13 protein-coding genes are annotated in these 13,859 nt (G+C 57.4%); 6 read left to right on the top strand and 7 right to left on the bottom strand.

The genetic code is table 11. The annotated features are described in order from the left end of the window. Positions 1–132 precede the first annotated feature (132 nt). Together ALB80_RS08670 and ALB80_RS08665 are read left to right on the top strand one after the other, a co-directional pair. Positions 133–642, top strand: coding sequence for a CarD family transcriptional regulator (locus tag ALB80_RS08670; RefSeq protein WP_050603638.1), 510 nt, complete (start codon positions 133–135; stop codon positions 640–642). 113 nt (positions 643–755) lie between these two features. Then, on the top strand, positions 756–1,517 hold the full coding sequence (locus tag ALB80_RS08665; RefSeq protein ID WP_050603637.1) for an ion channel: 762 nt from the start codon (positions 756–758) through the stop codon (positions 1,515–1,517). Here the strand turns inward: ALB80_RS08665 and cobS are convergent. After that, positions 1,514–2,278 (bottom strand): adenosylcobinamide-GDP ribazoletransferase, encoded by a 765-nt coding sequence (cobS, locus tag ALB80_RS08660; RefSeq protein WP_050603685.1) that lies wholly within the window; start codon positions 2,276–2,278, stop codon positions 1,514–1,516. The two genes, ALB80_RS08665 and cobS, sit on opposite strands and share 4 nt — an antisense overlap. A 78-nt stretch (positions 2,279–2,356) precedes the next feature. Between cobS and cobT the strand changes: the two genes are divergently transcribed. Beyond that, positions 2,357–3,367 (top strand): nicotinate-nucleotide--dimethylbenzimidazole phosphoribosyltransferase, encoded by a 1,011-nt coding sequence (cobT, locus tag ALB80_RS08655; RefSeq protein ID WP_050603636.1) that lies wholly within the window; start codon positions 2,357–2,359, stop codon positions 3,365–3,367. A 30-nt stretch (positions 3,368–3,397) separates the two neighbouring features. Here cobT and ALB80_RS08650 read toward each other — a convergent pair whose 3' ends face one another. Both ALB80_RS08650 and ALB80_RS08645 read right to left on the bottom strand, forming a co-directional pair. Then, on the bottom strand, positions 3,398–5,278 hold the full coding sequence (locus ALB80_RS08650; protein WP_050603635.1) for a monovalent cation:proton antiporter-2 (CPA2) family protein: 1,881 nt from the start codon (positions 5,276–5,278) through the stop codon (positions 3,398–3,400). A gap of 20 nt (positions 5,279–5,298) precedes the next feature. Beyond that, positions 5,299–5,754, bottom strand: coding sequence for an Lrp/AsnC family transcriptional regulator (locus ALB80_RS08645; RefSeq protein ID WP_050603634.1), 456 nt, complete (start codon positions 5,752–5,754; stop codon positions 5,299–5,301). Between the two features lie 147 nt (positions 5,755–5,901). On the opposite strand from ALB80_RS08645, the gene hppD reads away from it, so the two are divergent. Beyond that, positions 5,902–6,999 (top strand): 4-hydroxyphenylpyruvate dioxygenase, encoded by a 1,098-nt coding sequence (gene hppD, locus ALB80_RS08640; protein WP_050603633.1) that lies wholly within the window; start codon positions 5,902–5,904, stop codon positions 6,997–6,999. A 66-nt stretch (positions 7,000–7,065) separates the two neighbouring features. On the opposite strand, the gene ALB80_RS08635 is transcribed toward hppD, so the two are convergent. Continuing rightward, positions 7,066–9,114, bottom strand: coding sequence for a hypothetical protein (locus ALB80_RS08635; RefSeq protein WP_050603632.1), 2,049 nt, complete (start codon positions 9,112–9,114; stop codon positions 7,066–7,068). Between the two features lie 155 nt (positions 9,115–9,269). Here ALB80_RS08635 and ALB80_RS08630 point away from each other — a divergent pair, with 155 nt between their 5' ends. After that, complete coding sequence (locus ALB80_RS08630) at positions 9,270–9,974, top strand: SIMPL domain-containing protein (protein WP_371255960.1); 705 nt, start codon at positions 9,270–9,272, stop codon at positions 9,972–9,974. A gap of 2 nt (positions 9,975–9,976) precedes the next feature. Here the strand turns inward: ALB80_RS08630 and ALB80_RS08625 are convergent, their stop codons facing one another. From ALB80_RS08625 to ALB80_RS08615, 3 genes are all read right to left on the bottom strand, one after another. Beyond that, positions 9,977–10,687, bottom strand: coding sequence for a GNAT family N-acetyltransferase (locus tag ALB80_RS08625; protein WP_050603631.1), 711 nt, complete (start codon positions 10,685–10,687; stop codon positions 9,977–9,979). Positions 10,688–10,689: 2 nt separating this feature from the next. Next, positions 10,690–11,982 (bottom strand): O-acetylhomoserine aminocarboxypropyltransferase/cysteine synthase family protein, encoded by a 1,293-nt coding sequence (locus ALB80_RS08620; RefSeq protein ID WP_050603630.1) that lies wholly within the window; start codon positions 11,980–11,982, stop codon positions 10,690–10,692. 72 nt (positions 11,983–12,054) lie between these two features. Beyond that, positions 12,055–13,050 carry a hypothetical protein gene (locus ALB80_RS08615; protein WP_050603629.1) on the bottom strand — a complete coding sequence of 332 codons (996 nt, stop codon included), beginning with the start codon at positions 13,048–13,050 and terminating at the stop codon, positions 12,055–12,057. Positions 13,051–13,193: 143 nt separating this feature from the next. Between ALB80_RS08615 and ALB80_RS08610 the strand changes: the two genes are divergently transcribed. After that, positions 13,194–13,826, top strand: a complete 633-nt coding sequence (locus tag ALB80_RS08610) for a cupin domain-containing protein (RefSeq protein ID WP_050603628.1) — start codon at positions 13,194–13,196, stop codon at positions 13,824–13,826. Positions 13,827–13,859: the final 33 nt, after the last annotated feature.

Raw genomic sequence — 13,859 nt, 5'->3', positions numbered from 1 at the left:
TGCGCTCCGAAAGTACGCTCGCTTTGGAGTTTTGAATTTATGACAGAAACGCCGCCTGACGGGGCTGAGACAGTCCCCGCATGTGGTGCTTTTGTTGTCTGCGTCCCGGTCCGCAAGCAAGGATAAAACTGAATGACAAAGTCGAAAAAGCTCGAATTCCGCCCGAACGACTATGTTGTCTACCCCGCACATGGCGTAGGCCAGATCATCTCGATCGAAGAACAGGATGTCGCTGGGTTCACGCTCGAGCTGTTTGTCATCTCATTTGAGAAAGACAAGATGACTCTGCGCGTGCCGACCAACAAGGCCACCGAATCCGGTCTGCGGTCGCTGAGCTCGCCGGATGTGATCAGCCAGGCGATGAAGACGCTGAAGGGCAAGGCCAAGGTCAAACGCGCCATGTGGTCCCGTCGCGCCCAGGAATATGAACAGAAAATCAACTCGGGTGATCTGATCTCGATTGCCGAGGTTGTCCGCGACTTGCATCGCACCGATGACCAGCGCGAGCAGAGCTATTCCGAGCGTCAGCTTTATGAAGCTGCTCTGGAACGTCTGACTCGCGAGGTTGCAGCCGTGTCCGGGGCTGGCGAAGTTTCGGCCGCGAAGCAGGTTGACGAAGTACTGACCTCGCGCGCTGCCTGATCGCACCAAAAACTGCTTGAGGCCGCTCCATTTGGGGCGGCCTTTTTCGTGGCTTGGCGATTTGCGCAACTGCCGTTAATTTCACTTTATATGCAGCACGATACAGGGCGGATATGAAGCAGACGGTGAAATACCTGTATATCGGACATGATCCGATTTCGGTCTGGTTTCGCTATGGCTTGATCGTGTTTGACATCGTGTCGATCGTGTTTTTTGTCGCCACGGCCCATTTTCCAAATGGGCCGGGCGTCACGGCCGCAAGCATGCTGATCGGCTTTCTGATTTTGCTGGATTTCTCGGCACGGCTTTGGATCGCCAAGGATCGTCGGAAATTGTTGCGCCAGATTTACACGCTGGCGGATATCGTTGTTATTGTGTCTCTGGTGCTTGATCCGTTCCTGACTGGCAACCTTGCGTTTCTACGGATCTTGCGTGCCTTGCGGTTGATCCATTCCTATCACCTGCTGAGGGATCTACGGCGCGACAGCCATTTTTTTCGAACCCACGAAGACGCCGTTATTGCCGCAATCAACCTGCTGGTCTTCGTCTTTGCGACCTCGACCGCCGTTCTGGTGTTCTTCATTCCTGCAGACTCGCAGACGCCCTATATTGATGCGCTCTATTTCACCATGGCAACTCTGACGACCACTGGATTTGGCGATATCACCTTGCCCACACCGGGCGGCAAGCTGTTTTCGGTCTTTATCATGGTGGTGGGTGTGGCGCTTTTTGTCCGGCTGGCACAGGCAATTTTCATGCCCCAGAAAGTACGCCATAAATGCCCAAGCTGCGGTTTGTTTCGGCATGATCCGGACGCGGTGCATTGCAAACATTGCGGCGCTACGTTGCGGATCGAAACCGGGGGTGCGTCTTAAATCAGCGCAACGCAGGTTAGCAGAAAGGTGATCTCGGACACCAATTGTGTGGCTCCCAGAATGTCACCCGTCTGGCCACCGATCTTTGTTTTGGCGATGAAGGCCAAGATTGCTGCGCTGGCTATTGCAAAGCCCATGGCAGCGATTGCACCCGCGCCTATGAGCAGGAAGGCAAGCGCCGCCGCCAGACCCAGTGCAGCGACAACGGATGTTTTCTGAGGTTTGCCGACAGAATGGCTCAGGCCCGACTTTCGGGCATGCGGTAGTCCAGCCATCACCAAAGGCATCAACGCTCGCGAGACAATACATGCGGCTATTATTGCACCCACCGCATCAGCGGTCAGCAAAGCCGCGATAGCCGAGATACGAACCAGTTGAGACATGATCAGGGCAAGCACGCCGTAGGTCCCGATATGGCTGTCTTTCATGATTTCCAAGCGGCGGTCTCGGGTGAACCCGCCCCAGAGGCCGTCGAACGTGTCGGCCAGGCCATCCTCGTGCATGGCACCGGTTGTGGCGATCAGCGTGGCCAGCAGCAGACCGGCGGACGCCATTACCGGCAGCCCCAACGCAAGCGCGCTCCACCCCACAAGGCAGGCGAGTCCCGCAACGACCAAACCCACAAGCGGAAAGGCCCAGGTTGCCTGTGCCTGCCTCGAAAACACGGGATCCGGCAAACGCGGCAGGGGCAGTCGGGTGAGCAGCACCAACGCCAGCGGAATATCCCACAGAGAAAAAGGTTTCGTGTCGTTTTTTTGCACGCCCGTGCCTTTCGGGGTCTTGTTGGATTCAGTGCTTCGGTTAAACACACAGGACCACTCTGATGCAATGAGGCTTTCATGCTGCCTGAACTGAATGATTTGAACGCGTTCCGCGCTGCTCTTACGGCGGCACCGGGGCCGGATGCCACTGCGGTGCAAGCTGCGGCTGACCGAAACGGACAACTGACCAAGCCCCCGGGCGCACTTGGGCGGTTGGAAGATCTTGCGATCTGGTATGGGGGATGGCGTGGCGATGCCCGTCCGCAGATTAGCGCACCACAAGTCATCGTCTTTGCCGGAAACCACGGCGTCACTGCACAGGGCGTATCGGCCTTTCCGCCCGAAGTCACCGTGCAGATGGTGATGAATTTCGAACATGGCGGTGCAGCGATAAATCAGCTGGCAAAGGCAGCGGGTGCGACGATGGACGTGCATGCGCTGGACCTGGACACACCCACTGCGGATTTCACTCAAGCTCCGGCCATGAGTGAAGAAGAACTGCTGAGCGCCTTGCGCACGGGTTGGCAGGCCGTTGATCCGCAGGCCGATCTGCTGGTTGTGGGCGAAATGGGTATTGGCAACACAACTCCGGCGGCCGCCATCGCCTGCGCGCTGTTTGGCGGAGACGCAGAGGACTGGACAGGTCGTGGCACCGGTGTCGATGATGCAGGCCTTGCCAACAAAACGCGTGTTGTGGCTGAGGGTGTTGCGAAACATGCGTCAGAGGACGGCCTGGATATCCTGCGCTGCCTCGGAGGGCGCGAGATTGCCGCGATGGCCGGAGCGATTGCCGCCGCGCGCGTATTGCGCATTCCAGTCATTCTGGACGGATTCATCTGCTCTGCCGCTGCCGCTTGCCTGTGGAAATTGTCGGCTGGTGCGCTGGACCATGCGGTTGCCGGGCACCAAAGCGCAGAAGCGGCGCATGGTGAAGTATTGTCCAAGCTAGGCAAAGACCCGTTGCTGAGCCTTGGCCTGCGCTTGGGCGAAGGGTCCGGTGGGGCACTGGCGATAAACATTCTCAAAAGCGCAGTGGCTTGCCATTCCGGCATGGCAACCTTTGCCGAGGCAGGCGTATCTGACGGTTAAGGTGTCGCCTGACCCGGGCGCGGATCTGGGTCAGGCAGATTTCTTGGCGTGCTCTTCAGCCAATTCGAGCAACGCGGTTTCCAGTTCCTTTTCCAGCTTCTGCGAACGTTCGATGTATTTCTTGTTCTCAGCAGTCGGCATTCCGGGAACCCACAGTTCGGCCAGATCGCGCATAGAAGCCCGGTCGTGGTGATAAAAGGTCTGCTCTGCTTGCGAAGCCTCATATTCACTCAGCCCGATATTCTCCAGCACGTAGCGCCCCGCGCGCAGCGAACTGTCGAACATTTCACGCACGATGTCGTTGGCTCCGGCTTGATACAGCTCGTAGACGTGGGTCCGATCACGGGCCCGTGCGATGATGTGCAGGTCGGGGCGCTGCCGTCGAGCATAACCAACAAGTCGTGTGACTTGCTTGTGGTCATCCATCGCTGCCACCAGAACGGATGCTTTTTCCAACCCTGCGGCACGTAGCAACTCGGGCCGCGTAGGGTCGCCCAAGAAGCCTTTTACGCCAAACCGGCGCATCAACTGAACGGTTTCGATATCGTGGTCCAGCACAACGGTCTTGAAACCGCTGGCGCGTACCAGACGATTCACGATCTGACCAAAGCGGCCGATGCCCGCGATGATAACCGGGCCTTTTTCATCAATCTCATCCGGTTCGGGCTCCTTTGAGGTGTCGCCCATTTTTCGGGATAGCAGGTCATAGATGATGAACAGAAGCGGGGTAATCAGCATCGTCAGCGCAATTATCATAAGCAGCTTCTGCGACAGGTCGGGCGGTATGACATTCTGTTGTGTCGAAAAGGCCAGCAGCACAAATCCAAATTCACCGGCCTGCGCCAGTCCGAGTGTGAACAGCCAGTGATCCCGCCCGCTCAGGCGGAATGCCTTGCCGACAAGGTAAAGAATGACCCCTTTTGCCAGGATCACAAGCAGTGCCAGGCCGATCAGGTCAAACGGATCGTCGAAGAAGTAGCCAACGTTAATGCCTGCTCCGACCGTGATGAAGAACAGGCCCAGGAAAAGGCCTTTGAAAGGCTCAAGGTCGCTTTCCATTTGGTGACGAAACTCGGAACTGGCCAGAACGACGCCCGCCAGGAAAGCGCCCAAGGCAGGTGACAGCCCGACCAGCGTCATCAGAAAGGAAATACCAACCACGATCATCAACGCTAGCGCGGTGTACATCTCGCGCAGACGGGTGGCGTGGATAAAGCGAAACAGGGGGCGCGTGAGGTAGACACCCGCCAGAATGACGAAGGCCACAGCCCCTATCGTGACGAGAGTGACGGCCCAACCTGGCAGCCCTTCGACCAGAGACAGGCTATGGTGGCCTGCTCCGTGTAGGTCGGCAACACCGCGGTCAATCGAACCATCTGCTTCGATATGAGGTAACGCTGGAAGGGCCAGCAGCGGCAACAATGCCAGGATCGGAATGACTGCGATGTCTTGCGTCAGCAGCACCGAAAATGTGGCTCGACCACCGTTCGTCTGCATCAACCCCTTTTCCGACAAGGTCTGAAGGACGATCGCTGTAGACGACAAGGACAAGGTCAAACCCACTGCCAGCGCGACGGACCAGGGGTGATTTGCATAGATGGCAACGGCGGCAATCGCAGCTGTTGAGAGCAGAACCTGCAATCCCCCAAGACCCAGCAGCTTGTCGCGCATATCCCACAGGGCGCGAGGTTCCAGTTCCAGTCCGATCAGGAACAGCATCATCACAACGCCAAACTCGGCGACATGTTGAAGGTTTTCCGTTTCGGCCCCGACCAATCCCAGTACAGGCCCAATGATGATCCCGGCGGCCAAATAACCCAGAACCGACCCTAGCCCCAGCCTTGCGGACAGGGGCACCGCGATCACAGCCGCAGCCAGATAGATCGAAGCCTGATATAGAAAATCGTCCATTAGTCTCCTCGTGATCCCGTTCAGGTGGGCAGGGGGGCGTCGCGTTTCAGTTGGTCCATCACTATCTGGCTTTGCACACGGGCAACAGCAGGATGCGGCAGGATGACATGATGGAGCAAGCTGTTGAGCGCGGAAAGATCATCACAATAGACATGCAGCAGGTAATCTGCCTCTCCTGTCATCGTCCAGGCGCTGGTTATCTCGGGGCGGGTGTCGACCATGCGGGCAAAGCTTTGGGATTGTTCGGGGCCATGTGTACCCAGATGAACCTGAACAAATCCTTGCACCTGCAAGTCAAGCTTAAGCGGATCAAGCCGGGCGGCATAGCCTGTAATATAGCCTTCGGCCTCAAGCCGTTGTCGGCGTCTGCCCGCTTGACTGGGCGAGAGGTTCAGCATCTCACCCAGTTGATGCGCAGTCAGATGCGCATCCTTTTGCAGGGCAGATAACAGGCGTTTGTCGGTTGTGTCCAGCACGTGCGGAGGAATCTCGTTTTTTCAGTGTTTCGCGCGCATTTTGCGCGTCAACCTTAAGTTTACACGAAAACAATGCGCAGAAACAGCGTTCGAAAAGTCATATTTTTGAATCAGCAATAAATTTCCGGTCTTCAAAGGAGACGCGCCATGGGTCCATTCCCGCACAACGCCCCGAAATCTGTGATCAGCGACGAAAACCCCGCCGGGACCGACGGGTTTGAGTTTGTTGAATTTGCCCATCCCGAACCGCAGGAACTGCGCGATCTGTTCGCAAAGATGGGGTTCGACCTGGTGGCTCGTCACAAGGTCAAACCGCTGGTTGAACTCTGGCAGCAAGGGGATGTCACTTATGTCCTGAATGCCGACCCGGACAGCTTTGCGGACAAATTCGTAGCCGAGCATGGCCCGTGCGCCCCGGCGATGGGATGGCGCGTCGTCGACGCGCAGAAAGCGTATGAACACGCTGTGTCGAAAGGGGCCGAACCCTATGATGCGGACGATAAAACGATGGATGTTCCTGCGATCAAGGGCATTGGCGGGTCACTGATCTATTTCATCGACCAGTATTACGATACATCGCCCTACAATCAGGAATTCGAGTGGATCAAGGAATCCAAGCCGCGCGGTGAAGGGTTCTATTACCTCGATCACCTGACCCACAATGTCTACACGGGCAACATGGACAAATGGTTCGAGTTCTATGGTGACCTGTTCAATTTCCGCGAAATTCGCTTCTTCGACATTCAGGGCAAGTTCACAGGCCTGTTCAGCCGCGCATTGACGTCGCCCTGCGGTCGAATCCGGATTCCGATCAACGAAGACCGGGGTGAGACCGGGCAGATTGTATCCTACCTCAAGAAGTACAAGGGCGAAGGCATCCAGCATATCGCTGTCGGCAGCGAGGATATCTATGCCTCAACCGACGCAATTGCCGAGAACGGTTTGAAATTCATGCCTGGACCGAACCCCGCCTATTACGAGATGTCGAAAGATCGCGTAACGGATCATGAAGAGCCGCTGGATCGCATGATGAAGCACGGCATCCTGATCGACGGTGAGGGTGTTTTGGACGGCGGCGAGACCCGCATTCTGCTGCAGATCTTCTCAAAGACCGTAATCGGCCCGATCTTTTTTGAGTTCATTCAACGCAAGGGGGATGACGGGTTTGGTGAAGGTAATTTCCAGGCCCTGTTCGAATCCATCGAGCGTGAGCAGATCGAAAGCGGTGAGATTTCCGCTGCCTAATCCAAGAACAATGCGCCGGGAACCTAAAACGCCCCGGCGCATCTTTTGTCACGTCGAACCGCGCGATCAGCTGCGCGGCATCGCCAGTGTCACGTTGCGGCCCTTTTTCTGATAGCGCAATTCACTGTCGCTGATGGCGATGACTTTCCCGCCGTCAATGCGATCCCCGACTTTCAGTTTCTTGTACCGACCACTGGGCAGACGCACCAAGGCGCGACGGTTGGCCGGAGTGCCATAAACACCAATCAGGTTCAGCTTACGCAGGTTGATGGCGTTGTCGATTGTAGCCTGTCGGGCGACCGATGCGGTCGAAGGTATTTTGGGTGCTACCGTCTTGGGTTGAAAAGATCCTGCATCATCGGGCTTTTGATCCAGCGCCGCTGTTGATGCCAGAGTGGACGGCTTTGCAACGGTCGGTCTGGCCGCAACCAGACCTGCTGGTCGCGCCTTGGGTCGGGGGACGCGCATGATGGCCAGCTCAGAGACAGCTACTTCCACCTCTTCAGGGGCTTCCAAACCTTCGGGGCGTGGTTTGGGGCGCTTGCCAGCCAGTTCTTCGCGCGATTGACCACCGAGTTGCTGACGTTCGAACGTTTCTTCAAGATCGCCGGGGCGTGGTTTGGGGCGGAGGCCAGCCAGCCTTTGATCGACCTCTTCAACAACAGGCTCTTCCTCGAACCGCAGCGGAGCTTGTTGCGGGACCTTGGAGGGGCGGCCCAGATATACTGTGATCCCGTCGGGGCTCAAAGCACCCTCGGGCGTGGCGACAACAAGCCCCTGATCATCCAGATCGAACCGCGTGCCTGCAACACTGGGCAGTCCCTCTTGATTGAATGGCACGTCCGTGTCGAAACTTGAGGAAGGCGGCAATGCGACAGCATCATTGGAGAGATCGGACTTGTCGATAGATGTCAGATACAGGTCTTCCGGCTCAACGGCGTCCGGCTCTTGCAAAGGAGCGGGGGGGGCCACGTCAATCCCTGTCACGGCAAGGATATCTTTTGGAGCATCGGGATCCTGAGCAATCGGCTCGACCGCTGTTGGTGCAACCTTGAGCGCTTCGAGGATCGCCGCATCCGTAGGTGACAGCTCGGGCTGTTCCTCGGCCTCATCAACTGGTGGTTCAGGCGGCGTGCTTTGCTGGGGTTCAACAGCTGCAACCTCAGGCGTCGGCACAGGGGCGACTTCGGGCTCGGGTGCCAATACGTCTGGTGCAACTGGGTTCGGCTCAGCCTGTTCGAAGCGTTCCTCGGTCGTTTCTGCGGTTGGTTCGGGGAGGGTGCTTGGCTGCGGCTCGACAGCAGCAATTTCGGATGTGGGGTCAGGGATTGCCTTGGCCTCAGGCGCCGATATTTCCGGTGCGGCTGGGCTTAACTCGGTCCGCTCCGATTGCTCGGTCGGGCCAGAGGCCAGCCACGCGCCAAAAACCCCGCCGAGAAGAATCACGGCGGCAAAGGCCGGAATGGCGTAACGCTTGGAAGCGGGCTGTGAGGTAACATGTGCAGCGCGGGAGCTGTCTGGCGCTCGAAACGCATCCGGTGCAGCCGTACCGGCGATGGGATGAGCAGGCAGGCCGGGGGGGGCAACCTCTTCGGGCGAATCCGTTTCACTGGGCTCTGCGGGCTGCGTTGCAAGTGGTTGCTCAGATTGCTCTATGAAAACCGGCTCGCGTGGGAAGGTGCCTGCGCTTTCTTCAGCGGTGAAAACCGTTGGTACAAAGCCATGGCCTATGGCAAAGTTCCGCGCCTCAGACAGAGTCTCTTTGGCGACGACAGCGACATGAGTTGTGTCACCTTCGGTCTGGCTGTCATAGCTGAGGTCGGACAGAGTATACGGGGTCGCCTCGACCAGTGCTGCCTCAACGCGTGCCTTTCGGTCTGCGACAGATAAGTCACCGGTTTCGACGTCCAGAAAGCGAACCTGATCCGCTGGCAGTACGATCTTGCAACTCAGGTCGTTTTCAAGGGCAAATGCTTTTTCCCGCAATGCCTGAATTTGCTCGGGCAGATCCTGCTCATCCAGCGGAATCGAGCCGACAACGTACCAATCGCCCTCGGATTGGTGGTGCAGAAAAATTCCGGTTGCAGAAAAAGACAACGCAAAGGCGGGTTTCATATTCCGGAAGAACCATAATTATCAGCGTCAATGCAAACGACTTTGCGTTCGCAGACCGACATTAAAGCAGGAACCCGCCGAGGGAAAGAAAAAGGCTGGGATTGCTCTTGTATGGCGACGGTCCGCCAACCCATCTTGAAGTAGAAAAAATTGGAGTGATAACCTTGAAGACATTCGCTTTTCTGGCTGCGATGATGGCAGCAACAGCCGCAGGAGCGGCCCATGCGGAAGAACGTCGCATCACAGTGGATGCAACCGGAACCGTGCAAACCGCACCCGATATGGCAACAATCACGCTGGGCGTGACCAACGAAAACGCAGAGGCCGGGGCCGCCATGCAGGCGACTTCGGATGCGGTTGCCAAGGTCCTGTCACGACTGACCGAGATGGGAATCGAAGACCGGGACGTTCAAACCCGCGATTTGTCACTGTCACCGGTCTGGTCGGGGCGGCACGGGCAGAATGGGGAAAAGCCCGAAATCACAGGGTTCACTGCCTCGAACCGTGTTTTTGTGCGCGTTCGCGATCTGACGCGGCTTGGGAAGATTATGGATGCGGTCATTCAGGATGGTGCCAATGATTTCAGCGGGCTGAGCTTTGGTGTGCAGGATTCAAAACCGTTGGAGGCGCAGGCCCGTGCCGAAGCCGTCGGCGAGGCCAAGGCCAAAGCGGAACAGTTGGCACAGGCGGCTGGAGTAACACTTGGCCCGGTGCAAACGATCTCTGAGCAATCGGCTGGCGTGCGCCCCATGGCAGAGATGCGCGCCATGAGCATGGCCGATGCAGGCGGGGTCCCTGTTGCGGGCGGGGAAGTTTCAGTCTCGGTCAGCGTCTCGATGGAATTCGAGATTTCGGACTAAGACTAATCCCTTGCGCGGGCCATCAGCGGTATGCGTTGCTGGCCCGCGTCGTCAAAATTGTCCGGCGACAGCCAGGCTTCGAAAGCATCACGAACGCGGGGCCATTCGGTATCGATAATCGAATACCACGCAGTATCCCGGTTGCGCCCCTTGTAATGGGTCGCCTGCCGGAACACTCCTTCAAAGGTGAAGCCCAGCCGCGCTGCCGCGCTGCAGGATGGTGCATTCAGCGCATCGCACTTCCATTCATAGCGGCGATAGCCCAATTCATCGAACACCCGCTTCATCATCAGATACATGACTTCGGTGGACTGCGGTTTGCGCTGAAGCAGGGGCGAGAAGTGGATATGTCCCACCTCGATCGCCCCGGCTGCAGGCTCGATCCTTAGGTACGAGGCCATGCCCAAAGGCACGTCATCACCACCCAGAACAGTGTGGAACATCGGATCTGCGTCCATGCAGTTGGCGCGGGCCCAATCTTCAAATTCCGGCTCGCTGTCGAACGGGCCGTAGGGAAGGTAGGTCCAGTTGCGTCCATCCCTGTCACTTGCAAACGCCCGGAACAGTCCGGGCGCATGTCTGTTCACGTCCAAAGGCACGACAGAACAATATCGACCTTCCATCGGTGTATAGGGCGGTGTTGGGCGCGGAAAGTCACCCGAAACCGGCAAACCGATAGGTTGGCCAAGGTCGTTTGTGTCGTGCCCGGCCATCGTCAGGCGCTTGCTTTGGCCAAGGCCTGATCCAGATCCGCGATCAGGTCGTTCGCGTCCTCAATCCCGATGGACACGCGCACGACACCCGGACCCGCACCCGCGGCCTCTTGCTGTTCCGGAGTCAGCTGACGGTGGGTGGTCGAGGCCGAGTGGATGATCAGCGACCGTGCATCGCCCAGATTGGCCACGTGGCTGAAGATCTCCAATGCGTTGACCAGTTTGATACAGGCGTCGTACCCGCCTTTGACCGCAAAGGTGAACAGGGCACCAGCGCCACGTTTGTATTGCGACTTGACCCGGTCGTGATAGGGCGATGAGGGCAGACCTGCATAGGTGACGTAATCCACGCGATCATCAGCTTCCAGCCAGGCCGCGATCTTCTTGGCGTTCTCGACGTGGCGTTCCATCCGCAGCGACAGGGTTTCGATCCCCATCAGCGTATAATGCGCGGCTTGCGGGTTCATAGTCATGCCCAAATCACGCAAGCCAATGGCGATGCCGTGGAAGGTGAAGGCCAAGGGCCCGAACGTTTCGTGGAATTTCAGACCGTGATAGGCCTGCTCCGGTTCGCTGAGCGAGGGGAACTTGTCATTTGCGGACCAGTCGAACTTGCCCGAATCCACAATGCAGCCACCGGTAACAGTGCCGTTGCCGGTTAGGTACTTGGTGGTCGAATGCACAACCAGCGTCGCACCAAGTTCGATCGGGCGGCACAGGTATGGCGTGGCCGAGGTGTTGTCGACGATCAGTGGAATGCCAGCCGCATCAGAAACGTCCGCCAAGGCACGGATATCGGTGACATAACCTCCGGGGTTGGCGATGGATTCGCAGAACACCGCACGGGTGTTTTCGTCGATAGCGTCCTTCACCGCGTCAAGATCGTCGGTGTCGACAAACTTAGCCGACCAGCCAAAGCGTTTGATGGTCTGGCTGAACTGCGTGACCGTACCGCCATACAAACGGGTCGAGGCGACGACGTTGCAACCCGGTCCCATCAGTGGGAACAGCGCCATGATTTGCGCCGCGTGACCGGATGAGCAGCAAACAGCCCCAACACCGCCCTCAAGCGTCGCCACGCGTTCCTGCAACACAGCGACGGTTGGGTTGGTTAGGCGGGAATAGATAAAGCCCACCTCTTGCAGGTTGAACAGGGCTGCGGCGTGATCCGCATCGCGAAAGACATAGGCCGTGGTCTGATAGATCGGTGTCTGGCGCGCTCCGGTCGCCGGGTCGGGGCGGGCGCCCGCGTGAATCTGCAACGTGTCGAAACCGTAAGTGGGGCCGTCAGACATCTTGAAAATCTCCTGTTGGAATTTGGGTTGCTGAATCTGTAGGCGATTGCCCGCTTGCGCACAACGATCCTGTCAGCGCAGCCAAAGCCCTTTGCTTTTGATCGTGTTGCGGATGGCCTGTTCGCGTCGCGGCAGGTTGTCCTGATCAAACAGGGCCCGGATTCTTGCGCCTTTCCCCTGCAGAACCAGCTTTTTCAGCGGATCATATTGCTTGAGCACCTTCTTGACCTTGTTCGGTGCCACAACGGTTTCCAAAACCTCGATAACGTGATCACTTTCACGGGCGTAGAGCATGGGGAACAGGCGGTAGTGACAGCTGACAGAGCCGTCGAGCAGACCGTCAGGCAGCGCATCCCGACCACCGCCGAACGAATGGATGACAAGAGGAAGGGCGGCCTGATCCAGCCACGGGTCAAGATTTTGGCCCGTCAGCTCCGGAATATGTTCATCTCGGATCGCTTTGGCATAGTCCAGATAGCGCTCGCCAAAAACTCTTGGGCACTTGTAGAAGAAATAGCCCGCGTTGAAATACAGATACCGCCGCCAGTAATCATGGGGTTGGCTGGTATCCAGCGAGTCTTCGAAATCCAGCCCGAACCGCCGATACAGCGCCCGCCATATACCGTCGAATCCGGGGCCGTAGAGCGTTGGCTTTGGCCATGTCCCCTCAACCTTCAACGACGCGCCTGGGTGGTCGAAATCAAAGGGCACGGTTGAGATGTCACCGGTGATCAGCGTGTCGGTGTCAAAGAACACAAAGGGCTCATCTTCTGGCAGGGCCAACAGGGCCTCGATCTTGTTGCCGTAAGGATAACTTTCGCCAAAGACATGCGAGTCGAAGGGCAAAATTTCGGCATCCAATTGGTTCAGCGCCTTCAGAACATCTTCGTCTTGAATGCTGGGGTTCTGGCTCCAACGTGGTCCGGGATTGGGCGTGGCGACAAACAGCCTGCCTTCAAATTGGGGTGAGCTGTGGCGCAACGATGCGGCAAATAACAGGGCCTCGTATTGCAGGCGATTGTTTTGCCCGACAACGGCGATGTTAAATTTCTGTGGATTTGCTTGCATCTGCGCCCGTTTCCGATGGGTGCGTGATCCAGCACCCTTCGTCCCGGAGTACAACACCAAACCCAAGCCGTCAAAAGGCGAAAGTTTGCAATTCCATCGCAAGTTCCCATTTCTATCAGGATCACTAAATAAAAGAGGCGAACATGCGGATCAACGCAGATTTCACCAAGCGGGTTGCGGTTCATTTTGACGAAACCGAATGGGTGGCTTCCCCAGCCGCAGGGGTTGAGCGCAAAATGCTGGATCGCATTGGCGACGAGGTTGCCCGCGCCACGACAATCGTCCGCTTTGCCCCCGGAAGCGCATTTTCAGCACATACGCATGATGGTGGAGAGGAATACCTGGTTCTCGATGGTGTTTTTCAGGATGAAACCGGGGATTTCCCTGTTGGAAGTTACGTGCGCAACCCGCCCACTTCGTCTCATACGCCATCGGCAGCCGAAGGGGCGACCATTCTGGTCAAGCTCCACCAGTTCAACCCGCAAGATCGGACAGAGGTGCGAAAGTCTGTCAACGGTGCAGATGATGTGCAGCTGTTCCAAGACGACCATGAAGATGTTCACGTGCAAAGCTGGGCTGCAGGGGACACAATTGAGTTGAACGCCGACCAAGGCATGGAAGTCTTTGTCATTGACGGGGGCTTTGCCGAAAAGGGCGAGCAATTCGCGAAATGGGACTGGTTGCGCTTGCCGCCGGGTACGCGAACGCAGGCCATTGCAGGGCAGCTCGGCGCGCGGGTTTGGACCAAGTCCGGTCATCTCGGCACCATGATCTGAGGTCTCGTCCGCCTCAAAATTACACAAAACCAA

Source organism: Ruegeria sp. 6PALISEP08 (assembly GCF_001238295.1).
Taxonomy (GTDB): Bacteria; Pseudomonadota; Alphaproteobacteria; order Rhodobacterales; family Rhodobacteraceae; genus Ruegeria.
This window is presented reverse-complemented; position numbering and strand designations above follow the sequence as displayed.

Coding starts and splice junctions, on each gene's coding strand:
- ALB80_RS08670 (WP_050603638.1), top strand. CDS start 133: ATGACAAAGTCGAAAAAGCTCGAATTCCGCCCGAACGACTATGTTGTC.
- ALB80_RS08665 (WP_050603637.1), top strand. CDS start 756: ATGAAGCAGACGGTGAAATACCTGTATATCGGACATGATCCGATTTCG.
- cobT (WP_050603636.1), top strand. CDS start 2,357: ATGCTGCCTGAACTGAATGATTTGAACGCGTTCCGCGCTGCTCTTACG.
- ALB80_RS08650 (WP_050603635.1), bottom strand. CDS start 5,278: ATGGACGATTTTCTATATCAGGCTTCGATCTATCTGGCTGCGGCTGTG.
- hppD (WP_050603633.1), top strand. CDS start 5,902: ATGGGTCCATTCCCGCACAACGCCCCGAAATCTGTGATCAGCGACGAA.
- ALB80_RS08635 (WP_050603632.1), bottom strand. CDS start 9,114: ATGAAACCCGCCTTTGCGTTGTCTTTTTCTGCAACCGGAATTTTTCTG.
- ALB80_RS08625 (WP_050603631.1), bottom strand. CDS start 10,687: ATGGCCGGGCACGACACAAACGACCTTGGCCAACCTATCGGTTTGCCG.
- ALB80_RS08620 (WP_050603630.1), bottom strand. CDS start 11,982: ATGTCTGACGGCCCCACTTACGGTTTCGACACGTTGCAGATTCACGCG.
- ALB80_RS08615 (WP_050603629.1), bottom strand. CDS start 13,050: ATGCAAGCAAATCCACAGAAATTTAACATCGCCGTTGTCGGGCAAAAC.
- ALB80_RS08610 (WP_050603628.1), top strand. CDS start 13,194: ATGCGGATCAACGCAGATTTCACCAAGCGGGTTGCGGTTCATTTTGAC.